This is a genomic window from Tumebacillus sp. BK434 (assembly GCF_004340785.1).
GTDB lineage: Bacteria > Bacillota > Bacilli > Tumebacillales > Tumebacillaceae > Tumebacillus_A.
Window position 1 is genome coordinate 802,509 of record NZ_SLXS01000002.1, and the last position, 21,453, is coordinate 823,961.

Consider the following 21,453-nt stretch of genomic DNA (forward strand, 5'->3'; position numbering starts at 1 on the left):
TGCTACTGTGTAGGGAAAGGAGGTAGAGGCAGATGATCGAAGTGCAAAAGCTCTGGAAAGTGTACGGAAAAGGCGATACGGCGGTCGAAGCGCTGCGCGAGGTGTCGCTGACCGTGGCGCCAGGCGAGATGATCGCGGTGATGGGCCCGTCGGGATGCGGCAAGACGACCTTGCTCAACTGCATGTCGGGGATCGATACGGTGACGTCGGGCACGGTGCGGTTCGATGGGCAGGATGTGCAGATGATGCACGAGGTGCAGCGCGACCGCTGGCGAGCGGAGCAGATGGGGTTCGTGTTTCAGACCTACAACCTGATTCCTGTCCTGTCGGCGGTGGAAAATGTGGAACTGCCGCTGCTGACCCAAGGCATGCCGGTGAAGATAGCACGCAAGCGGGCTGAAGAAGCGCTGACCCGCGTCGGCTTGCAGGAGCGGGCGCACCATCGGCCAAGCGAACTGTCGGGCGGCCAACACCAGCGGGTGGCGCTGGCGAGGGCGATCGTCAACCGGCCGCACGTGATCTGGGCGGATGAACCGACCGGCGCGCTGGATCGGGTGACGACCGAGCTGGTGCTCGATCTGTTTGACCATCTGAACCGGGTGGACGGCATCTCGTTCGTCATCGTCACGCACAACCCAGAAGTGGCGGAACGGGCGCACCGGGTGATCTACATGGACAGCGGTCAGATCGTGCAAGAGCGGGTGACGAAGCGCGAGAGGAGGGAACCGCGATGATCGTGACACTCTTGCTCGGCCTGCCGCTGCTCTGGATGTTGTGGCAGCTGTATCGGACAGCAAGGCGGGCTCCGCATCTGCGGCGGATGGCGTGGCGCAATCTGGTGCTGCACAAGAGCACGGCTGCGCTGACCGTCTTGGGCGCGATGATCGGAACAGCGCTGATCACCTCCGCCCTGCTATTCCAGCACTCGATGGTGCAGAGCGGCGAGCACGCGCTGGAACGGCAGTTTGGCCGCATCGGGTACGATGCGCAGGCCGGGTCCGGCGTAGTGCCGGAGCGCGTGGTGGCCGACCTGCGCGAGCAGGTTGAGCAGGGGCAGTTGAGCGACGTGACGGGGGTGCTGCCGACGGCGGCGCTGGTGTCGGAGCTGCACACGACCGATGCAACGGGCGCAACGCTGTTGATGCGGCCGGGGGTCTATCTGCACGGATTCGACCACGAGCAGGCGCGGCAGTTTGATCAAGCGGCGATGGCAGGCGTGCCGGAGATCGGGGTGGACGAGATCGTGCTGTCCGAGCCGGTGGCAGAGCAACTGGAAGTGACGGCGGGCAGCCGGGTCGCGAGCGGAAGTGCTGTGTTTCTCGTGAAAGCGGTGGTGCCGGAGCAGGGGCTGACCGGGTATCGCGGCAGCGGGCATGCGGCGGGCACCGCACTGGTCAGTCTGGACACTGCGCGCAAGCTGGCCGGGGTGCCGGAGGGGGCGTACACCAACGTTTTGCTCTCGTATCCGACCTATCTGTTTGGATCGGGGCGATTGGACAGTACCATTCCCGTTTTATCCGGCACCGGTCTCGGCCTGCAAGACAGGGCGGTGCGCGGCGAAGCGGAGTGGAGACTCGACAAATCGAGGAAGTTGCTGCCGATCTTCACGATCGCTTCGTGGACGGCGATCCTGATCGGCGTGATGCTGATCCTGAACATCTTCCACATGATCGCCGAAGAGCGCAGGCAGGAGCTCGGCGTACTGCGAGCGCTGGGCATGACGCGCGTCGACCTTGGCGCACTGCTGCGGCTGGAAGGGGAGTTTTATGCGCTGCTCTCCGGGGGTGTTGGACTCTTGGCCGGGCTGGGTCTCGCATATGAGATCATGCTGTCGATGGGCGGCTTGTTTGCCAGTGCTGTGGCGCAGGAGGAAGGGCTGCAGGTGGACTACCAGTTGCTGGTGGGTGCGGAGCCACTGCTTCAAGGCTTTTCGATCGGGGTGCTCTTGATCCTGCTGTGCTCGCGGCGGGTGTCGAAGCGGGCGTCCGACCTCACGATCGTCGAAGCGCTGTATGCAGCCGGGGACACGCGCCGCGAGCGGATCGGCAAAGGCAAGCTGTCCCTCTCGCGCACCGCGGTGCGGCTGGTCACGGCGGTGCTGACGGCCGTGCTGTTTTTACTGACGCTGACCGACGCGTTTCGGACGGGGCTCAGGGAGACGTTTTCAGGTACGTTTCCTTTGTGGTTGTTTGCGATCGGGTTTGCGTTGACGCTGTCCTGCGCCATGCTTGTGACCGCCGCTTTTGGGCCGTTGTCAGGAGTGATCGACAAGACGCTCGCTCCCTTTGGGCGCCTGGTGGCGGTGCTGCGGATGGCGCTGCGTTACCCGATGTTGGAGAAGACACGGACGACGCTTTTGGTGCTGATGTTTGCGCTGGTGTTTTTTCTGACCTCGCTGTCCGGGGTGTTCAGTGAGACGATGGCGGCACAGTTTGGCGAGCGGGATGTTCGTTTGCTCACCGGCGGCTATGATCTGGTGGCGACGGCGGAAGGAAAACGAATAACAACGGAGCAGTTGAAACAGCAGCTGCAAGATTCGCCGCATGTGGAAACGAGCAGTGTCGCGGCCGTGGCGGCGGTGTGGCAGACCGCTTTGTTTGGCGAAGACGATCCCGGTTTTGAGCGGACGGAGTACCCGAATCTCAACGGGATCGATGCCGCGTTTGCCGGGCAGACCACGCTGCAGCTGCGCGAGCGCGACCCGGCGTATGCTTCTGACCGGGAGGCGTGGCTGGCGGTGGCGAATGATCCTGGCGTGATGATCGTCTCCGAACAGGACATGCAGTGGGCTGAACTGCCTAAGAAGCGCATCATCGGGGTGGCGGCGTATGAGGTGGAGAGCATCTCGTTTCTGGCCTCATCGGGCGTGTTTGTCAAACAAAGCGAAGTCGAACGCCTGGCGACCGATCCGCAGCGGATCGCCACCGAACTGTTGATTCGCCTGCAGAACGAACAGGCCGCTGCACAGACGGTGAAAGGGATTGAAAAAGCGTTGACACAGCAAGGCATCTATCCCATGCGCAATGTGCAGGCGGAGTTGCATCTGAACAGCTCGTTTGTGCGGATGCTGTTCACGACGTTTGAAGGCTTCTGCCTGCTGGCGGCGTTGATCGGGATCGGAGGCCTTGCGATCATCATGATGCGGGTGATCCGCGAACGCCGTCAGGGGATCGGGATGCTGCGGGCGATCGGCGTGCGGCCGGGGCTGATCTATTGGAGCATCATGGTCGAAGGTGCGCTGATCGGCATGCTGGGCATCTTGATCGGTTCGCTTTGCGGAAGCTACGTCGGCGCGGTGATGATCGAGCTGTTTGCTGAAGACGAACCGATCACGCTGCTGTTCCCGTATGCCAAGATCGGGCTGTATGTCGGCGGGACGCTGCTCATCGCGTTGCTCGGGACGATGCTCCCGGCCTGGCAAGCGTTCAAACTGCCGCCGGCAGAAGCGACGAAATATTTAGGCTAGGGATTTTTTGTGATATGCTAAGGAGAGGGGGTAAGTCACGAGAGGAGCTCAGCAGGCAATGGCAGGCACAACGACAACAGGACAGATGACGCGGGAGACCGCGATTCAATTATATGAAGCGATCGAGCACCGGCATTCGCTGCGATCGTACACAGGTGAACCGCTGCCACAAGCGGAGCGGGAGCACCTGCTGCAGTTTTTGCAAAACGGCTGGGAGCCGTACCCGGGTGCCCGGACGCGGGCGGTGCTGCTCGAAGGCACGGAGACGACAGCGAAGATTTTCAAAGGCTTTCTCGGCAGTTACGGCGCGGTGAAGGGCGCTCCGGCGATGATCTGCATGATCGCAAATGTGGAAGACCCGTATTTTTATGAAGCGACCGGCTACATGGGCGAGCAATGTGTGCTGTACGCGACCCGGCTCGGTTTTGACACCTGCTGGATCGGCGGGTTCTTCCGGCCGGAAGTGGCGGGCGAATTGATCGGTCTGGCCAAAGGCGAGCGGGTGCTGGCCGTGTCGCCGGTCGGCTATGCGAAGAAGGACGGGATGAGCTCGCTGTATGAAGGCTTGTTCAAGTTCGGCACGAAGCGCGGGGCGCGCAAGCCGCTGGAGCAGATCTCGTATCTGGAAGACGTGGTGCCGCCGCGCTGGTTTGACCGCGGACTGGAAGCGGTGCAGGTGGCGCCGTCGTCGTACAACAAGCAGCCGTGGCATGTGTTTTATCACAAGGACGGGCGCATCTCAGTCTCCAGCATCGAGGAGTATAAGGACAAGAAGCCGGTCTATCGGGGCGCGCCGAATTCGAGCCGCCTCTGCTGCGGGATCGCGATGCTGCATCTGAAAGCGGCGACGCGGGCGCTGGGGATCGAAGGGCACTGGATTCCCGGGGAGGAGCCGGGCAATCCGATCGCCGTCTATTATGTGCCAGAGAATGTGCAGAACGAGCTGGAGTGAGGTGAGCGGCATGGAGCATCTGCTGTTTGAAGTAAACGAGGGCATCGCGACAATCGTGTTGAATCGACCGGAGGCGCGGAATGCGTTCTCCATTCCGATGATCGAAGCATGGGTGAAGGCGCTGGAGGAGTGCCGCGACCGCGAGGACATCCGCGTCGTCGTGCTGACGGCGAACGGAAAGGCGTTTTGCGCGGGCGGCGACGTGAAGGCGATGCGCGAAGGGCGGGGCTTTTTGGAGCCGGGCGAGTCGGAGCTTGATACGCACAGCACGGGCTTGGCGCGGAAAAATTCGCTCTGGAAGCTGATCCAGCGCGTGCCGCTGACGCTGGAGCAAGTCGACAAGCCGGTGATCGCGGCGGTGAACGGCGATGCGATCGGGGCGGGCTGCGACATGGCCTTAATGTGCGACATGCGCGTGGCGGCCGATACGGCGCGCTTTGCCGAGGCGTACGTGAAGCTTGGCATCGTGCCGGGCGACGGCGGAGCGTATTTCCTGCCGCGGCTGGTCGGGATGCCCAAGGCGCTGGAACTGTTGCTGACCGGCGACCTGATCGATGCCGGGGAAGCGCTGCGCATCGGATTGGTCAACCGCGTCGTGCCGGCGGAGCAGCTGATGGAAGAGACCTACAAGCTGGCACGCAAGATCGCCGCCCAACCGCCGGTTGCGGTGCAACTGATCAAGCGAGCGGCGTATCAGAGCGTGAATGCCGATCTGCGCACTGCGCTGGATCTCGTGTCGTCGCATATGGCGATCGCGACCGAGACGGAAGATTATCGGGAAGCGATGCAGGCGATGTTTGAGAAGCGGCAAGGTGTTTTCAAAGGGAGATAGCGTCTCAAGGTACCTGTTTGACTAAGACTGGCGCCAAGTTTCATATTTAATAGCGTTGCTTTAAAAGACTTCCTGTCGAAGACAGGAAGTCTTTTCCGATTGCTACCACTGTTGCAACGCGCGTTCAGCATGTTCGCGCTGGTTGTAGGCGCGGGCGATGGCGGCTGATGCGGCGGCGAGGTGGTGCCAGCGGGCGGGGTGGGAAGAGTATTTGGTTTCCAGCCAGAGGCCCCAGATCATTTTGGTGATGTGCAGGGCGCGGAACGGGCCGCCGACTTTCAGGCTTTCGTGCATCAGCGCTTGGGTCAAGGCGTCGAGGTCGTACCCTTGCTGCAAGTACGCTCCGGTCAGGGATGCCGCTTCGAGACCTGTCGCATCGCGGGAGATGCTGGCAAGGATCGCGGCGAGCAGGTCCGCTTCGCTCGGCGCTTGCACTTCAGCAACATCCGGCAGCGTGAGCCAAGCGGCACGGTCGCCTTTAAACGTCCGCGTGCGGGCACTTTCCAAGGCGGTCAGCAGCGCGGGACGCTTCAGCTCGGCTGGCACCGTCTCGTCGCGCAGGATGTTCAGCAGGCAGTGGATGCCGGTCACGATGTGTTCATCGTAGGAGCCGCTCCGCAAGAAGATCTGCGAGGAAGCGATGGCCAGCGTCTCATACAGCGTCGGCAGATTGACGCCGGCCGCCAGTTGGGCGCCAAACAGATCGGGCTCGGTGCCATGCTCCGCCTCGATCAGCTGCGCGGCAAACGCGTCCACCAGCTCCGCATCGACTTCGCCTTCCCAGCGCATCGGATGGTCGGCCAGGACATGCTTGGCGATCGCCGCCTGCACGCGCTCCCAATAGACAGGTTTCTTCGGCAGCGAAGCCAGATACTGCACAGCCGGACGCAGCAACGGCTCGCCGTACTTTGCGAAATCATCCACCGCCAGCAGGTCGAGCGTGCGCAGCGCGATCAGCAGTTTGTGCTCATTGCCGCCGTATTCCTGAAGCCCCATGCGCAGCAACACATGGCGCACATCGCCTCCCGTCTGGCGATAGAGGCCGACAAACAAGTTCTCCGTCAGATGCTGATACGTGCCGTCCGCAAAGTTCTTCAGCAGATCCTCTTGCGTCTCCTCCGGCGTCGCGCGCTGCACGCCTTGCACGTGCGGCTGGATGTACGGGCCGTAGTTGGGCGCATGGAACAGGTCGAACACATACAGCGCCGCTTGAATCATCGCCAGCCGCTTGTGCCGCTCATCCATCAAGGCGGACGCATGGATCATCGGTCCCATGTTCAGCGTACCGTGCCCGATCCACGGCCCGTGATGGTCGATCCAGCGCGCCGAGACCAGCGCAAACAGCAAGTAGATCTGCTTGTCGGTCAACCCGTCCGCCTGCAACTCTGCGATCACTCGCCCCGCGTCTTCTCCGCTGCCCGCTTCGATTTTCGCCAAAAATTGCTCCAACTGCTCGTCATACCGCACTGCCTGATACATAGCGCTCACTCCTTGACTTGGGAAGTTTTATCCAAATTATAACACATACTTTGTATAGGTGTATATATGGAAAGTTCCAAAAAGAAAACCAGACGATGTCACACCGCCTGGCTCAAACGCTGCTATTTGACGGAGATCACTTTGACCAGAGTCACCTGATCCCACACATCTTTGGGCATGTACTGAATGGTGTAGTCTTCCACTTCAATCGTCGCAAAGCCGACGGCACCGCGGTCACCGAGGTAGCGATTGGCTTCGTCCTCGTTGCGGAACTGCAGCTTGAGACCGCCGCGAACGTCGCGGGCGAGCAGCGGGAACTGTTTGGCCGATGCACGGTCGGGGATAAAATACAGGCGGCCGCCTGCTGCTTCCAGACCCGGCTGCATACGCTGGAACTGGCCGGTGATCGTCACGCGGCCGGAAAACGAAGCCAGCACAGAGTAGAGCTGGTCCTGGTCGGTCACCTGCAAACCTTTCAGCGTCATCGTGCCGATCTTGTCCCCGACCTTAGCGGTGGAGGACTCAAAGACGATGCCATCTTCGCGGCGTCCCGACGCCGGAGATCTGTCATTCGGGGACGGGAAGCTGGTCTGAAAGCTGTACACGCGCCAATAGCCGCTGTCCTGCATCAGCTGCACGCGGGCGATCTCGCCCTCCGTCTTGGCGTCGTTGTACCAGAGCTGCACGTCGTATTCGGGCATGGCATCCGGCATCTTCGGGTCCTTGTTCAGGATCTCCCAGCTCTTGACCGATTGGCCACGCTCATTCTGCTCGGCGAGCGTCCAGTTCGCCGCCTCGTAGTCAAGCAGCACTTCGCTCTGCCGCCCCGGCGTTAACAGCGCCCACTGCAGTACCGCATTGCGGTCATGCAAGCTCTGCGCAAAGTAGGTGAGCGTCTGCTCGATCTTCGTGCTGCGGAAGTGATCGGCAAACGTGTCGACGACCAGTTTGCCGTCTTTTTGGCGGGCGAACTGAACGACTTCGAGAAACGACCCGGTCGGAAATGGCATGGCGCTGCTCGATTTGCCGCTGCTGTGGCGTGTCTCGAGGTTGACGTAGGCGACGATGCGGTTGTCGATGCCCGGCTTGGACGTGAGCTCAATGTTGACGATCACAAAGCGGTTGGCGCGCTCCGGGTCGGCTTCGGCCTGGATGTACTCTTTCAGCGCTTCGACCAGCTCGGTGTTCTCGGCGGTCGGTTGGAACTGAACTTGGATCTCCACCTTGTCGTCTTGCGTCGATGTGGCTTTGTCCACCGGATCTGTTTTCGGCGGCGTCACCGGCTGCTCCGGCGCGGGCTGCGGCGGAGTCGCCGGGGTCAGCTGAGCCGGGGAAGCGCTGAGCTGCTGTGCGATCAAGGTGCCGGCGGTGATCACGACTGCCACGCTGGCTGCGATGGACGTCCAGCGGACGAAAGGCAGGCGCTTGTTGCTGCGGATGGCTTTTTCAATCTCTTCGCGGCTCGGCTTGAGCGACTTGGAGGGCTGCGGCGTGTCGATGTTGGACAGGTCATGAACGATTTTTTCCATCAGGGCATGTTCTCCTTGGCAGGCCTTGCAAGCTTCAATGTGGGCGCTGTCATCAGGGGTGAGCAGGGAGGACCAGATCGCTTTTTGCACGTCTTCGCATTTCACAGCACTTCACCTCCTTGAAGGAATAAGCTTCGCAGCCGGTCTTTGATGCGGAAGACCCGCGTTTTGACGTTCGATTCGGATAAGTTCATGATCTCCGCGACTTCGCGAACGGAGAGATCGTTTTGAAAGCGGAGGATCAGGATGTTGCGGTCTGTCTCCGGCAGACCTTTTAAGGCTGCTTCCAGCATCAGCCGGGCATCGGCCGCCTTTTCGAACGAGGAGACAGGCGTCTGGTCGGGCAGCGGTTCGGTCTGGCGGATCTTCTTCTTGCGCAACGCATCGCGATAGGCGTTCATAATCAAGCTGTAGACCCACGTTTGCAGCGAAGAGTCGCCGCGGAACTTGGATAATTTCGTACAAATTTTATAAAGGACGTCTTGGGCCAGGTCTTCGGCGTCCTGTTGATGGCGGGTAAGCGAAAAAGAGACTTTGAACACGAACGGTTCCAGCTCATCGAGCAGGTCGGACATCGCGTCGGCGTCGTAGAGCGCTCGTTTTACAATTTCATCCACGGGGCGGGCCCCCTTTCCTTCAAATGCGTCATCTTTGATCGTAGCATACCATCTGACGCAGGAGAGCAGGGAGCCGTTACATGCCCGATCAATTTTTGTCAAAAAGTAGAATGGAGCTGCCCTGTGGTATAATAGACAAGATAATGGAGAGCGGAGGGAGTCACTTTGAAAAACTCGAACTTTTTGATCGTGGATGGCAGTTCGATGCTGGTGCGGGCGTATTTTGCTTCGGCGTTTTCCGGGCGCATCATGCGTTCGTCCAGCGGGGTGTATACGAACGGCGTCTTTGGGTTTCTGAACATGATGCTCAGCGCGGTGGAGAAGATGCAGCCGACGCATCTGTTCGTGGCCTGGGACGTGTCGCGCGATACGTTCCGCCGCGAGCTGTTCCCGCAGTACAAAGGCACGCGCGGAGAATTGCCGGACGAGCTGCACCCGCAGTTTGAAACGATGAAAGAAGTGCTGGCGGCGATCGGCGTGCCGCAGCATTTTGATGAGAAGTACGAAGCGGACGACATCATCGGCACCCTGGCCTATCAGGCGTCCGACGCCGGGCACAAAGTGCTGGTGCTGACCGGCGACCGCGATGCGCTGCAACTGGTCCGAAGCGGCGTGACGGTGGCGATCATGAAAAAGGGCATCACGGAGATGGAGATGTATACGCCGGCCTCCCTGTTTGAGACGTGGGGCTTGACCGCGTCGCAGATCATCGACTTGAAAGGCCTGATGGGCGATACGAGCGACAACATCCCGGGCGTGCCGGGCATCGGCGAGAAGACGGCGAAGAAGCTGTTGCTGGAATACGGCACGGTGGAGAACCTGATCGAGAACCGCCATCTGCTGAAAGGCAAGATGAAGGAGAAGATCGAAGAGCATCAGGAGATCGCCATGCTCAGCAAGCGTTTGGCGACGATCGTCACCGACGTGCCGATGGTGCACGGCGTGGAAGACTGCAAGCTGTCGTTCAAGATGGAGTCGGCGAAGGAGAAGCTGAAAGAGCTGGATCTGAACCGCTTTGTTGCGAATCTGGAGCGTCTGATACAGGTCGGGTAGAGATCTGGAAAACATTTTGCAAAAAGACCATCAAGGAAGTTGCTTGGTGGTCTTTTCTATTGAGTGCGAGTAATGGTAAGGTGGAAGACAGAGGTGATGAACGGATGAGCAGGGAACTGGAGTTTGGCCGAGTGGCCGTTGAAGCGCTGCAGGTGCTGGCAGATGCAGTTGAGCAGGATGCGACCCGGCGCGGGGCCGGTGAGCGGCAGGCGGAGTCATTTTTGGCAGGACAAGTGTCGGCGTGGCTGGAGCAGTATGCAGGTGCCCCGCTATGGGAGCGGCGCAAAGAGCTGGGCTTGCAGCTGCGCTCCGAGCTGATGGACCTGCTCAGCGGCATGGAGCCGCAGTTGGCGACCGCCTTGCTGTGCGGATTGCCCGGTGCGGCACGGCGCGGGTATTCGGCGCAGCGGTTGGCCGGGAGTCTCGGCGTGGAGGCGGTGCAGATCGCCGCGTGGGAAGCGCAGGCGTATGCCCGGCTTGGCGAGCTCGCGACAGAGCGGACGCCGCTGTTGGCGTTTTTGCAAGCGCGGGTTGGCGAAGGCGGGGAAGCGAGCTATGGGGCGCAGACCGATTCATTAGAAGTTAGCACACAGGATACTAGCCATCATGCCGAGGGATTGCAAAATTCTATGGTGAGTCAGGATGGTTGCGGGTCGCATGAAGCTGGCCGATTTGTGTCGGACGTGACGCTTGCTACTGTGCGCCAAGCGGAAGTTTCCCCGAGCGCACTGTCTGCTGAAGCCGTTGCAGGATTGCTGAAGTCTGCCCGGGCCGAGGCCGATTTTGACCTGCGCACGTTTGTGAGCGCCGGTTTGGAGCTGCGCATTCGACAGGCGTTTCATCGTTTCGGCCGGAGTGAGCAGGAGCAGGTCGAGTCGCTTTTTTCAGAAGAAGAGCGGGCAGCCGTGGCGCTGATCGGCGCACGGATGACGCTTGAGATGAACGGAGAGGAGGAGACGGCAGATGGTTGATTTGCGGGAAACGCTGCAGCAGCTGTTCGGCTTTGAGGATTTTCGCGGGGCGCAGCGGGAGATCATCGAGGCGCTGATGGACGGGGAAGACGTGCTGGGCATCATGACGACCGGGGCGGGCAAATCGCTCTGTTATCAGTTGCCTGCGATGATTCTGCCCGGCGTGACGCTCGTCATCTCGCCTTTGATCGCGCTGATGCAGGACCAGGTCGACCAGATGCACCGCCGGGGGATGCTCGAAGCGACCTTCATCAACTCCTCACTGCCCCCGTCCGAGGTGCGCAACCGCATGGAGGGCATGCGCGTCGGCGGCTACAAAATCGTCTATGTCGCCCCCGAACGCCTGCGCAGTCAGGAGTTTTTGCACTTGCTGCTCGACATTCCGATCTCGCTCTTGGTCGTCGACGAAGCGCACTGCATCTCCGAATGGGGACATGACTTCCGTACCGACTACCTGCAGATCGGCGTGGTCAGAGAAAAGCTCGGCAACGTGCCGGTGCTCGCGCTGACCGCGACGGCGACGCGGGAGGTGCAGGAAGACATCCTGATCCACCTGAGGATGCAGAACTGCCAGCAATTCGTGACCGGATTCGACCGCCCGAATATCTCCTTTGTCTTTCAGTGCGAGGCGACACGCGAGGACAAGTACCGCGAAGCTTTGGCGTTTTTGCGGAAACAGCGGGGTGCAGGGATCATCTACAGCTCCTCGCGCAATGAGTGCGAAGAGGTGGCGCGCTTCCTGCAACGGGCATTGCCGGACGACTCGATCGCCTTTTACCACGCCGGCCTGTATCCGGAGGAACGCAAGCAGGTGCAGGACGAGTTCATGCAGGGGCGGATTCGCATCGTCGTGGCGACCAACGCATTTGGCATGGGCATCGACAAGCCGGACATCCGCTTCGTGCTGCATCTGCACGTGCCGTCGTCCGTCGAAGGCTACTATCAGGAGGCAGGGCGTGCCGGGCGCGATGGCAAGCCGTCTCTGTGCATGACGATCTACAACGAGCAGGACCGGGCGATTCACCATTTCTTTATGAAGCGGGAGTTTCCGACCGAGAAGGAATTCGACACCGCCTGCCACATGTTCCACGCAGGCATCGGCGAAGACGGTCTGTTCCGCGGCTCATGGCGGGAGATGCTGCGCTGGCCGGGGCTGGACGATGACAAGCTGTCCCTGCTCGTCCACCACTGGGAGAACAGCGGCGGCTTGGAGATGATCGACTTCACCGGCGACAACGTGGTCGCCCGCGTCGATCTGGAGCGGATTCGCAGCCGCAGTCTCGACGTGATGCATGCGATTGAGCGGCTGAAACTGCGCCGCTTCGGCAAGCTGAACCGCATGGTCGAGCTGCTGCGCGCTCCCGTGTGTCATCGCGAAGGGATCTTGAGCTACTTTGGCGAGCATCTGCGCGTGCGTCCCGAGATCTGCTGCGATGTGTGCAACGCCGAGCTGAAGCTCAACCCGTCGCTGATCGATGCCACCCTTGGCGCACTGGATTGGCAGCAGATTCTGGATGACCTGTTGCCAGAAGCTGTGCTCGACCCGCGAGTGGCTACCAATGTGTCGCTGTCCATGACGGAGGGCGAAGAAGCGTACCGCGTCGGCCAACAGAAGAACTTAGACGAACTGCCGCGACTGTACGAACTGCTCCAATCCCCGTCGGTGACGACAAGGCGGATGGCATGTTCCGCCATCGGCAAGATCGGTGCGCCGCAAGCTGCCCCGTATCTGCTGCCGATGCTGCAGGACAGCAATCCGCAGGTGCGGCAGTATGCGTTAAAAGCGCTGGAGAAGATCGGCGACCGCCGTTGTGTACCGGCGGTGGCAGCCCTTTTGCGACGCGAGGAGAAAGAGTACAATATAAGACAGGCCCGCCAGATGCTGGCAAATTGGGGAGAGGGGTTTTAAACAATGGCTGTGGATAACAAGTTTTCCGATCAGGTGACGACTGTGGGCGAACTGAAGAAGTATGTGGAAGACTTCGTGGTGGCTCGTAACTGGACTCGTTCGCATTCGCCGAAGAACCTCGCGATGTCGATCGCGATTGAAGCGGCGGAGATCATGGAGCATTTCCAATGGGGCGACCGCGAAGATTTTACGCCGGAGTTGCTCGGCCCGGAAAAGATCGACGAGATCCGCATGGAAGTGGCCGATGTGATGATTTACATGCTGAGCTTCTGCCGCGCGCTGGGTATCGATCTTGCCGAGGCGGTTCAATCGAAACAGGAGAAAAATGAGGTACGGTTCCCAGTCGACGTTGTGCGTTTTGTGGAATAGTTTGTGGATGGAGGTCAGGTTGTGAATAACCAGGGCAGCAAAGAGCGGAACAAGCAAGGCGGATACGGGAAAAAAGGCTTTGGCGCAGGAGGCGGGGCTCGTGCGGCCGGCGGGGCGAAGCCGGGCGGCCGCGTGCAGGCGCGGGACGAGAATTACAAGCCGCCGGGGATCAAACTGAATGTCGGGCAGGTTGTGGATCTTGAAGTGAAACGCATGGGGATCAACGGCGAAGGCATCGGCTATGCCGAGCGCCAAGTGATCTTCGTCCCCGGCGCTTTGCCCGGTGAGCAGGTGGTCGCGGAGGTTGTGAAGGTCGAGCCGCGCCATGCTGTGGGTAAGTTGATCCGCGTGAAGCAGAAGAGCAAAGACCGCGTCGAGCCGCCCTGCGCCGTGTACGACCAGTGCGGCGGCTGCACGCTCCAGCACATGAGCTATCCGGCTCAACTGGAGATGAAGCGCGAACTGGTGCGCGAATCCCTTTCCCGCTACGCCGGCTTGAAGAAGCCGCCCGTAGAGCCCACCGTAGGCATGGCCGACCCGTGGGGGTACCGGAACAAAGCGCAACTGCCCATTGTGGAACACAAAGGCGAAGTGGTCGTGGGGCTGTTTCAAGCGGGTTCGCACCAGATCGTCGATGTCAGCGGTTGCGCCGTGCAGCACCCCATGACCAACCGTATCGTGCAGGAAGTTCGCGACATCGCGAAAGAGCTGGGAATCTCGCTGTATCAAGAGAAAGTACATAAAGGCGAGTTGCGCACCGTGGTGGCTCGCGTCGGTTTTGAAACAGGGCAATGTCAGCTGACCTTGGTGACAAGAACAAGGGAGTTGTCGCAGAAGAAAGAGCTCGTGAAAAAGATCCTCGAGCGCATCCCGGAGATCACCTCGATCATGCAAAACGTGAACCCGGCGAAGACGTCCCTGATCTTTGGGGATGAAACGCTCCCCCTGTGGGGAACTGGGGATATCCAGGAGCGCTTGGGTGACGTGCAGTTCTCGTTATCCCCAAGAGCCTTCTTCCAGTTGAACCCGGAGCAGACGCCGAAGCTTTATAATCTCGTGGCAGATGCGGCGGAACTGACAGGCACAGAAGTCGTTGTGGATGCATACTGCGGCGTGGGGACAATTGGACTGTGGCTGGCTCCGAAGGCGAAAGAAGTCCACGGGATGGATATTACGCCGGAAGCGATCGCAGACGCGAAGCGCAACGCCAAACTGTCAGGTGTGGATAACGCCCGTTTTGTCGTGGGTGCAGCCGAGAAGATTTTGGTGGACTGGATGAAGCAGGGGTTGCGTCCCGATGTTGTGGTCGTTGACCCGCCGCGGACGGGGCTGCATCAGGATCTGATCGACGCCCTGTTGAAAACTGCCCCGAAGCGGATCGTCTATGTGTCGTGCAATCCATCCACATTGGGGAAAGATTGTGGGCAATTGGGGAAGAAGTATGAGATCAAGAAAGTGACCCCTGTGGATATGTTTCCGCAGACGGCGCATGTGGAAAGTGTGACGGTTTTAGTGAGGAAGAAAACATAAGAGATGTGGCGTGAATGCGAAAGTTGGTATAGAAAAGGCTTCGTTCTTTTGAACGGAGCCTTTTCTACGCACTTTCGTTTCTTAGATCAAAGCCGGTCCAAATGGGTTAGGCGGTTGATTCTCAGCCAGGTAGGAGTTGAAGGTGGGTACTGGAGGTAGGAGTTGTTCAGTATGGGCTTGCGCTACATAAACCGAACCCGAAGCAGGAGCCGTATGTGGAGCAGGCGGAATGTCTTGTGCGTACTTAATAATAGCAAGTGGTAACGGCGGCAGATCTTGCGCAACCATAGTGGGAACAAAGGTTTGCGGTGGAAGTTCCTCGGCAATGGGAATCGATGATAAGGGCAACAGTAGTGAAAAGGAAAATATCAAGCTGACAAGTGTTAATTTCCTCAAGTTAAAAATCCTCCTCGCCCAGAATAGGGAGTACGTTATTTGAAAGATTCCTTACGATTCTATAATATTTGATTGCTTGTGCTGAGTCATCATTATCTTCATAGAAATCAAGTAAATACCTTGCTGCAAAAGACTTTGTCCGATCATCAACCTTCATATCTAAGACTTTCATTGCAAAGTGTGGATTGTTACTAACCATTGATTTTAAGAGGTGGAACTTTGCCTCAAAAACAGCGTAATGGGTTCCGCTACTAACAACTCCATTAATCAACTCGAAAGCTGTATTGATATGAGTACTGGCAAGCTCAGTCTCTTGCATCATCAGTAAAGTTTTGACCAGCTCTTTCAGACTCACGAGTTTAGACATATGGTCATTCAGATACGGAAGTGCATCCTCAAAGAGCTTTTTAGATACTTGGTAATTGCCCTGGCGGAATTCGAAAGCCGCTGTGTTGTGAGTGGCACGAGCAATGCTCAATTGATGCTGGGTGCTTATATAATAATCTAGCGATCTATGATAGTGTCTTCGAGCTGCTTCATAATTGTTTTGGTTCTCTGCAATTTTGGCTAACGAGTAACAAATAACTCCGGCTCGAAATGGGTCACTTGCAAAGTGTGGTTCGACAGTTGAAATGATTTCGGAAAGGTGGGAGTACTCCTTACGGATAGAATATGTCAGCATTAGGTTTGCGATGATATTAAACAGCATTGATGTGTCATTGTTCTTGTTTGCTATTTTTTGTGCATACTCGAATGCAAGTAGCCATGTTTCAAATGCTTCATCATATTTTTCTAGAATGTAGTATGCGCGGCCAAGATCGTTTAGGGATTTTGTTCTCTCTGTTATACCTACGGCGATACTAGAAATTTTGGTAGCTAATTCTAATGCTCTTGGCAAATTTTCAAGTTTTTCAAGAAGTCCTTCTAATTCAACTTGATCCTCTTTTGTATCCTCTAAAAGCAATCGTTCTATGGGTAGGTGTAGGGCATCAGCAATTCTTCTCAATTCAAACAGGTAAAGATCCCGCTCCCCATGCAGCTTTTTGGAAAGCGTCACCCGGTTCATCCCAATGCGATTGGCGAGGGCCTGTTGGGTGAAGGCTTTGCCTTTCTCCTCCATGATCTCCATGATGCGCTGGCCGAGTTGGGGTGGGATGACGAAGCTCTGGGTATCTGGTTCGAAAGTCTTCATGCTGCCCTCCTTATTCAGATGAGGTTATTAACGGTCGTCGAAAGTAAAAACTAGTAGTTATATGATAAACAAATAACACCCTGATGTATATACAAACCTAAATGATTTTCTATACATAATTCGAAAATCCATTTATAAATACACAGAAATATCAGTCTAAACAATCTGCATCAAACATGTGATACGAGTTATTAAAAACACCTTCCTTAGTTTAACTCCTTCTATACAATGGTAATAGAAGCATTTGTAATCAGAGGGAGGAATAACTAGTGGTGACAACAACAATCGGCGCGCGAATTCGTGAGTTTCGGATGAAGAAGGGGATGACCCAGGTTGAACTGTCGAATGGCATTTGCACACCTAGTATGATCTCGCAGATTGAGGCGGATCGGGCGCGGCCGTCGTATCGGGTGTTGGCGGCGATTGCGGAGCGGTTGGATGTGGCGATGGAGTATTTGTTGAAGGATTTGCATTTGGAAATGGAAGTGACGAGCAAGTACAAGATGGCCATGGGGATGGTGTGTGCGGGGCAGTATTTGTCGGCGATTCCTTTGCTGGAGGAGGTGCGGGAGCAGGCGAATGGGCAGGTTTCTTGGATGGATCTGATGATGGAACTGGGTGTCTGTTACTTGGAGACCGGGCAGGGGAAACAGGCGACTGAGATTTTTCAGGAGGTGCAAGAAGCAGCGCTGCTTGGGAAGGATCAGGAGCGGTTGATCCGTGTGCTGATGCTTTTAGGGGACGCAGCGATGCGGGAGAAGGAGTGTACGCTTGCTTTGTTTCATACGAGCAGGGCGCTGGAGGCGTCTGGGGAAATGGGAGAGGGGATGCGATCTGTACGGCTTTCGCTGGTGACGCAAATGGCTGCAATTTATCAGAAGATGGGGAAGGCGGAGGAGGCGGTTCGATACTATTTGGAAGCGGCGGCGCTTTGTGACGATGGGGAGGACTTGGAGAAGAAGGGGAAACTGTATCTGCATGCAGCCCTGACTGCTCACCGGCAGAAGAGGTATGAGTTGGCAGAGGAGTATGCGACGAAGGCTTCGGTTCTGTTGGGGGAAGTGAAGGAGCAGGAACAGGCGATGGAGTGGAAGCGTCAGTTGATCCTTTTGCGGAGGGACAGCCAGGACGATTCTGTTCAGCAGTTGTTGGAGATGGCAAAGTGGTATGAGAAGAGAAATGATCTGGTAAAAGCGGGGGAGAGGTACGCGGATCTGGCCGCTCTGTGTTTTGAGTCTGAGCAGGACGAAGCGACTGGAAGCTATGCGGAAAAAGCGAGGTTGATGCTTCCGCATGATCATCCGGCGGTGGGGAAGGTGTATCGGGTGATGGGGATGGTACAGTTTGGCCGAGGTGAGTTGGAGAAGGGCAGGAAGTATCTGCAGCAGGCGATGACCATCTTTCAAACGCATGATCTACTTGCTGAGATGGAAGAGGTCGCGTTGAAGTTGGCCGGTGTGTTGGAGCAGAAGGGGGAGTATCAGGAGGCGCTGCGGATGTTAAGCGGGTTTCATGTGACGATGGTAGGCAAGTTGCAGGAGCGGGGGATTGCATTATAGGCAGCAATACGTCATAGAGGTGGAGATGAACACGAAAGGCCCCTTTCAAAATGAAAGGGGCCTTCGGAGTAAGGATTAGAATTGAATGGTAATGTCTTCAGAATCCCACTGAGTATAGCTGTTCACAGTCACCTTATTCACAGTCGAACTGTTTGATCCAAACGCTCCTCGACGGCTGGAAACGGTGTTTGCAGACGATACCGGAGCATAGCCGGTATCCGAATACAGGTATGCGCTGTCAAATTTAGCATTGCGCATATAGGAACCGTTGGTAAAGAGACCATTGTCTGTGCACAACGTAATTTGTCGGTTGAAAATAGCGTTCGAGGTATAGATGTTGTGGCTGCCGACATAGTAAAGCTGGTTGTCATACACAATGCTAAAATTTTTGCCGTCAAGAACCTTTGTCTCCAGGTACCCATCAGACCTTACTTTCGACTGGAGGTATACTACTTTTCCTGGCGTCAATGCACTAAGCACGCCGGTTGTAGCATGCTGGCCGCCTGTGGGGGCAGGATCATTGCTGTTGTAAACGCCTCGCCAGCCAGTACCATCGTATCCGGATCCATACCACAAACCGACATCAATCGCCCAATTTGATGTGGGTGAGGATACCGTATAAAACATGTATCCAGATGTAGCGGTTGCTCGATAAGCAGTGGGGATTGTTGCAAAGGCTGTCGCTTGATTCCAACCGGAAGAGGATTTTACTTCATAGCCAACACCACCGGAATCCGTACGAGTGGACAAGGGCATAGCAGTAACGCTGTAAGTATTCACACTGGTGCTGGGGCCGTTGATAATGTTGGGCGTAGTGTTTACTAACCCGTGCACGTATTGTTGGATCTGCTCATCGGTGAAGTTGTAGGCTGCAGCTTGTTGCTTGAGTGACAAGATATCTTCATTATACAAACTCGATTTTGAAAGACTAACCGACGGGTTTTGCTGACTGGAGACCTTATCGTTGAATGCACTGGACTTCTTAAACGGAGTTAGATCAACCTTGTGATTTTGCAAGAAAGCAAGGGCCTCACTACCGATGGTGTAAGATTCTTTTTCACTAGCTTGGGCAAACGTTGGAGCTGTCAGTGAAAACGAAAACAACAATACAGCTGATACTGAAGTCATTGCCAAATGTTTGATTTTCATTCTTTACTTTACCCTCCTTAGTTCGTATTGTTGTAGAGGTTTGTAATAAAACATCTGCGTTGGTTTGTTTTATTGTATAACCACTACAACTTATTTTAAATTGTATATATTTTATTTACTCATAGTCAATAGGACTTTTGTATCTTCAAATAGAGACACGTGATCCGGAGTCCTTGTTTTGCTACCATGCGGACCATGCCAAATGGTCGAAGAAGCGGAGAAGGTGATTATTCATTGCTGCTACAAAGAGTCGACCGACCAGATCATCATGGTCGGTCGATTTTTTGCTAATGAATGTACATGAGTACTTCTCTGCATATTCAGTGCCGGATAAATACGTGATAAATTATAAAGGTATTTCCTCTGTATATTGATCGATATAATCTTTACTTAAAAACATCTAGAAATAAAATCGTCAGAATGTTATAATCAAATCATCAACTAGGACATACATTCAAGGACAATCCAATATTATAGGAGGTAGTTTATCATGGAAAAATTCTTTGATCTCGATGTGCAAGTGAACTCGGTCGCTCCGTCGGCTGGGGTAAGTCCTGAAGATTGGTCGAGCGAGTGCTTTAAATCGATCTTCATCAAAGAATGCGTCGCAGAAGAGGCGTATTAATAACCCTGCCATCACTTGTTTCAAACGGGTGATGGCTTTCTTTTTTTGAAAATGGAGTATGAGCGCTTGATGATGGCAAAAGTGTTGGAGGACATTCTGCGTGTTCAGTATGTGATAAAACATGATAAATGATAGAAGTACTACGACTGTATTTCTTCGGGTATAACTTTTATTTAAACATATCTGGTATTACAATAGTCAGAATGTTATAATCAAATTACGAACTAAGACATACATTCTAGAGCAAACCAATACACTAGGGGGTAGTTTTCCATGGAAAAATTGTTCGATCTCGATGTGCAAGTACAAACGACCGCTCCGTCGGATGAGGTAAGTCCTTTGGCTTGGTCAGGCGGGTGCTTCCACTCGATCCTCGTCAGCGACTGCATCAACGACGTAATGTAAGGATAACCCAGCCATCACTTGTTCCAAACGAGTGATGGCTTTTTATTTTTATAGAAATTGGGGCTTGCGTCTCGCACAGACGTTTCTCGGCTGCATCGGCTCTGCGATTTCCAGACTTGCCCAGCGACTGTTGAAAAAGATACACTACATGTTAGGAAATGACGGTAGCACACGAGGAGGAAACGAGTTGAGCGACTTGTACAATCTAACGAAGATGAAGATCGCATCACCGGTTGAGAACGTGTTTGAAGCGATTGTCGATCCTGAGAAGATGTCGAACTACTGGTTTTCCGGCTCGGGCAGGCTGATTCAAGGCGAGACGATCACCTGGCGATACGAGGAGTACAATGCAGAAGTGGAAATCAACGTTCAGGAAGTGGAGGCTCACCGAAAAATTGTATTTTCTTGGGGCGGGTCGGTGGTGACCATTACGTTGGAGGAACAAGATCCAGCGACCACCATCATTGAAGTGAAAGAAGAAGGTTTCACCAAAGACGATCCTGAACTGATCAGCAAGTTGTTGGACAACAAAGAAGGTTGGGTGTATGTCCTGACCTGTTTGAAAGGGTACTTGGATCATTTGATGTATCCCAATCCGTTCAACTTTTATAAATATGGAATTAAAGCTCCAACTTCAGATGAGGTCGAAGGCGTACAGAAGATCTACGGGAAACTCTACTAAAACTTGGAGGATGGAAATATGAACTATAAAATGAACACGATCCAAGTCGTAGCAACAGCGCTTTTGGCAATGGTACTTACGGGATGTCAAACCTCGTCTGAACATACCCTAGGAGCCGAAAGCAGTCGCAATGTTGAACAGAGGTCAATCGTTTATGAGCCTGAGAATACGTACCCGATTGTTAACAATCATGGGAATATGATGACATATCCTGATTTGAAGACCATGTATGAGAAAGCCGATCTGGTGGCAGTGGTCCAAGTCAATGATCAGACAACCATAAAGTTAGGCGAAACATCGGTAGGGACTCGTTCGAATGCGGTATTGAAGGAGATTTACAAAGGAGAGGGGTCAGCGAGAGGTACCTCCATTGTTATTTCAGAAGACGGTGGTATCTTTGACCCATCACAAGTAAAAGGCAATGAAACCCGCATCGATCCGAATCATCCGCCAACTGAGATAAAGGGTTTGGTCGAGATTGCACTTGATGGGTCGACTGTAATGAAGTCGAATCAACAATATTTTGTGTTTCTAAGAAAAAGTGGCAACCCTGAAAACGGATATAACGTTGTGGGGGTTGTTCAAGGGAAAATTAAAATCTCTGAAGGCGAGCAACTGGTTGCCACCGTTGATCCAAAAGAATTCAAGGAACATCCTGCGAAGTTTATTTTGCAAAGTCAATTTGCCGGGAAGAGCAAACAAGAGCTCGTCAAGAAAGTCAAGGAAATGAAATAACAA

Annotated in this window: 20 protein-coding genes; 14 read left to right on the forward strand and 6 right to left on the reverse strand. The window is 55.4% G+C overall.

What is annotated here, in order from left to right; translation table 11 throughout:
* The first annotated feature begins 32 nt into the window (after positions 1-32).
* Genes EV586_RS07890 through EV586_RS07905 form a run of 4 tightly spaced genes read left to right on the forward strand, consistent with a single transcriptional unit; the run spans position 33 to position 5,250 of the window.
* Complete coding sequence (locus tag EV586_RS07890; RefSeq protein WP_132944517.1) at positions 33-734, forward strand: ABC transporter ATP-binding protein; 702 nt, start codon at positions 33-35, stop codon at positions 732-734.
* On the forward strand, positions 731-3,466 hold the full coding sequence (locus EV586_RS07895; protein ID WP_132944518.1) for an ABC transporter permease: 2,736 nt from the start codon (positions 731-733) through the stop codon (positions 3,464-3,466). The genes EV586_RS07890 and EV586_RS07895 overlap by 4 nt, the downstream gene beginning before the upstream one ends.
* Before the next feature lie 58 nt (positions 3,467-3,524).
* The gene (locus tag EV586_RS07900; protein ID WP_132944519.1) at positions 3,525-4,418 is read left to right on the forward strand and encodes a nitroreductase family protein; all 894 of its coding nucleotides are present in this window, start codon (positions 3,525-3,527) and stop codon (positions 4,416-4,418) included.
* A 10-nt stretch (positions 4,419-4,428) separates the two neighbouring features.
* Entirely contained in the window at positions 4,429-5,250 is an 822-nt protein-coding gene (locus EV586_RS07905) for an enoyl-CoA hydratase-related protein (RefSeq protein ID WP_132944520.1), read from the forward strand.
* Between the two features lie 102 nt (positions 5,251-5,352).
* On the opposite strand, the gene EV586_RS07910 is transcribed toward EV586_RS07905, so the two are convergent.
* From EV586_RS07910 to EV586_RS07920, 3 genes are all read right to left on the reverse strand, one after another.
* Entirely contained in the window at positions 5,353-6,729 is a 1,377-nt protein-coding gene (locus EV586_RS07910; protein WP_132944521.1) for a hypothetical protein, read from the reverse strand.
* A 122-nt stretch (positions 6,730-6,851) separates the two neighbouring features.
* Entirely contained in the window at positions 6,852-8,363 is a 1,512-nt protein-coding gene (locus EV586_RS07915) for an anti-sigma factor (RefSeq protein WP_132944522.1), read from the reverse strand.
* A complete protein-coding gene (locus tag EV586_RS07920; protein WP_132944523.1) occupies positions 8,360-8,875 on the reverse strand; it encodes an RNA polymerase sigma factor in 516 nt (171 codons plus the stop codon). Before EV586_RS07920 ends, EV586_RS07915 begins: the two co-directional genes overlap by 4 nt.
* Positions 8,876-9,040: 165 nt before the next feature.
* Between EV586_RS07920 and EV586_RS07925 the strand changes: the two genes are divergently transcribed.
* The 5 genes from EV586_RS07925 to rlmD all read left to right on the forward strand — a co-directional run bounded on the left by EV586_RS07925 (position 9,041) and on the right by rlmD (position 14,707).
* Complete coding sequence (locus EV586_RS07925; protein ID WP_132944524.1) at positions 9,041-9,928, forward strand: 5'-3' exonuclease; 888 nt, start codon at positions 9,041-9,043, stop codon at positions 9,926-9,928.
* Between the two features lie 104 nt (positions 9,929-10,032).
* A complete protein-coding gene (locus EV586_RS07930) occupies positions 10,033-10,899 on the forward strand; it encodes a hypothetical protein (protein ID WP_132944525.1) in 867 nt (288 codons plus the stop codon).
* Positions 10,892-12,808, forward strand: coding sequence for a RecQ family ATP-dependent DNA helicase (locus tag EV586_RS07935; RefSeq protein ID WP_132944526.1), 1,917 nt, complete (start codon positions 10,892-10,894; stop codon positions 12,806-12,808). Before EV586_RS07930 ends, EV586_RS07935 begins: the two co-directional genes overlap by 8 nt.
* Before the next feature lie 3 nt (positions 12,809-12,811).
* Positions 12,812-13,177: a nucleotide pyrophosphohydrolase gene (locus tag EV586_RS07940; RefSeq protein ID WP_132944527.1), complete on the forward strand. Its 366-nt coding sequence runs from the start codon at positions 12,812-12,814 to the stop codon at positions 13,175-13,177.
* Between the two features lie 21 nt (positions 13,178-13,198).
* Positions 13,199-14,707 carry a 23S rRNA (uracil(1939)-C(5))-methyltransferase RlmD gene (gene rlmD, locus EV586_RS07945; RefSeq protein WP_132944528.1) on the forward strand — a complete coding sequence of 503 codons (1,509 nt, stop codon included), beginning with the start codon at positions 13,199-13,201 and terminating at the stop codon, positions 14,705-14,707.
* An 81-nt stretch (positions 14,708-14,788) separates the two neighbouring features.
* On the opposite strand, the gene EV586_RS07950 is transcribed toward rlmD, so the two are convergent.
* Together EV586_RS07950 and EV586_RS07955 are read right to left on the reverse strand one after the other, a co-directional pair.
* Positions 14,789-15,103, reverse strand: a complete 315-nt coding sequence (locus EV586_RS07950; protein WP_132944529.1) for a hypothetical protein — start codon at positions 15,101-15,103, stop codon at positions 14,789-14,791.
* A gap of 1 nt (position 15,104) precedes the next feature.
* Positions 15,105-16,295 (reverse strand): helix-turn-helix domain-containing protein, encoded by a 1,191-nt coding sequence (locus EV586_RS07955; RefSeq protein WP_132944530.1) that lies wholly within the window; start codon positions 16,293-16,295, stop codon positions 15,105-15,107.
* Positions 16,296-16,564: 269 nt separating this feature from the next.
* On the opposite strand from EV586_RS07955, the gene EV586_RS07960 reads away from it, so the two are divergent.
* Positions 16,565-17,854, forward strand: a complete 1,290-nt coding sequence (locus EV586_RS07960; RefSeq protein WP_132944531.1) for a helix-turn-helix domain-containing protein — start codon at positions 16,565-16,567, stop codon at positions 17,852-17,854.
* A 75-nt stretch (positions 17,855-17,929) separates the two neighbouring features.
* Here EV586_RS07960 and EV586_RS07965 read toward each other — a convergent pair whose 3' ends face one another.
* On the reverse strand, positions 17,930-19,003 hold the full coding sequence (locus tag EV586_RS07965; RefSeq protein WP_132944532.1) for a hypothetical protein: 1,074 nt from the start codon (positions 19,001-19,003) through the stop codon (positions 17,930-17,932).
* Positions 19,004-19,493: 490 nt separating this feature from the next.
* Between EV586_RS07965 and EV586_RS21290 the strand changes: the two genes are divergently transcribed.
* The 4 genes from EV586_RS21290 to EV586_RS07975 all read left to right on the forward strand — a co-directional run bounded on the left by EV586_RS21290 (position 19,494) and on the right by EV586_RS07975 (position 21,450).
* A complete protein-coding gene (locus tag EV586_RS21290) occupies positions 19,494-19,628 on the forward strand; it encodes an FDLD family class I lanthipeptide (RefSeq protein WP_207893865.1) in 135 nt (44 codons plus the stop codon).
* A gap of 273 nt (positions 19,629-19,901) precedes the next feature.
* Positions 19,902-20,033, forward strand: a complete 132-nt coding sequence (locus tag EV586_RS21295) for an FDLD family class I lanthipeptide (RefSeq protein ID WP_207893866.1) — start codon at positions 19,902-19,904, stop codon at positions 20,031-20,033.
* A gap of 187 nt (positions 20,034-20,220) precedes the next feature.
* On the forward strand, positions 20,221-20,715 hold the full coding sequence (locus tag EV586_RS07970; RefSeq protein ID WP_347812671.1) for an SRPBCC family protein: 495 nt from the start codon (positions 20,221-20,223) through the stop codon (positions 20,713-20,715).
* 18 nt (positions 20,716-20,733) lie between these two features.
* Positions 20,734-21,450: a hypothetical protein gene (locus tag EV586_RS07975; RefSeq protein WP_132944533.1), complete on the forward strand. Its 717-nt coding sequence runs from the start codon at positions 20,734-20,736 to the stop codon at positions 21,448-21,450.
* Positions 21,451-21,453 lie beyond the last annotated feature (3 nt).

Coding starts and splice junctions, on each gene's coding strand:
- EV586_RS07895 (WP_132944518.1), top strand. CDS start 731: ATGATCGTGACACTCTTGCTCGGCCTGCCGCTGCTCTGGATGTTGTGG.
- EV586_RS07910 (WP_132944521.1), bottom strand. CDS start 6,729: ATGTATCAGGCAGTGCGGTATGACGAGCAGTTGGAGCAATTTTTGGCG.
- EV586_RS07940 (WP_132944527.1), top strand. CDS start 12,812: ATGGCTGTGGATAACAAGTTTTCCGATCAGGTGACGACTGTGGGCGAA.
- EV586_RS07930 (WP_132944525.1), top strand. CDS start 10,033: ATGAGCAGGGAACTGGAGTTTGGCCGAGTGGCCGTTGAAGCGCTGCAG.
- EV586_RS07975 (WP_132944533.1), top strand. CDS start 20,734: ATGAACTATAAAATGAACACGATCCAAGTCGTAGCAACAGCGCTTTTG.
- EV586_RS07935 (WP_132944526.1), top strand. CDS start 10,892: ATGGTTGATTTGCGGGAAACGCTGCAGCAGCTGTTCGGCTTTGAGGAT.
- EV586_RS07965 (WP_132944532.1), bottom strand. CDS start 19,003: ATGAAAATCAAACATTTGGCAATGACTTCAGTATCAGCTGTATTGTTG.
- EV586_RS21290 (WP_207893865.1), top strand. CDS start 19,494: ATGGAAAAATTCTTTGATCTCGATGTGCAAGTGAACTCGGTCGCTCCG.
- EV586_RS07890 (WP_132944517.1), top strand. CDS start 33: ATGATCGAAGTGCAAAAGCTCTGGAAAGTGTACGGAAAAGGCGATACG.
- EV586_RS07905 (WP_132944520.1), top strand. CDS start 4,429: ATGGAGCATCTGCTGTTTGAAGTAAACGAGGGCATCGCGACAATCGTG.
- EV586_RS07955 (WP_132944530.1), bottom strand. CDS start 16,295: ATGAAGACTTTCGAACCAGATACCCAGAGCTTCGTCATCCCACCCCAA.
- EV586_RS07900 (WP_132944519.1), top strand. CDS start 3,525: ATGGCAGGCACAACGACAACAGGACAGATGACGCGGGAGACCGCGATT.
- EV586_RS21295 (WP_207893866.1), top strand. CDS start 19,902: ATGGAAAAATTGTTCGATCTCGATGTGCAAGTACAAACGACCGCTCCG.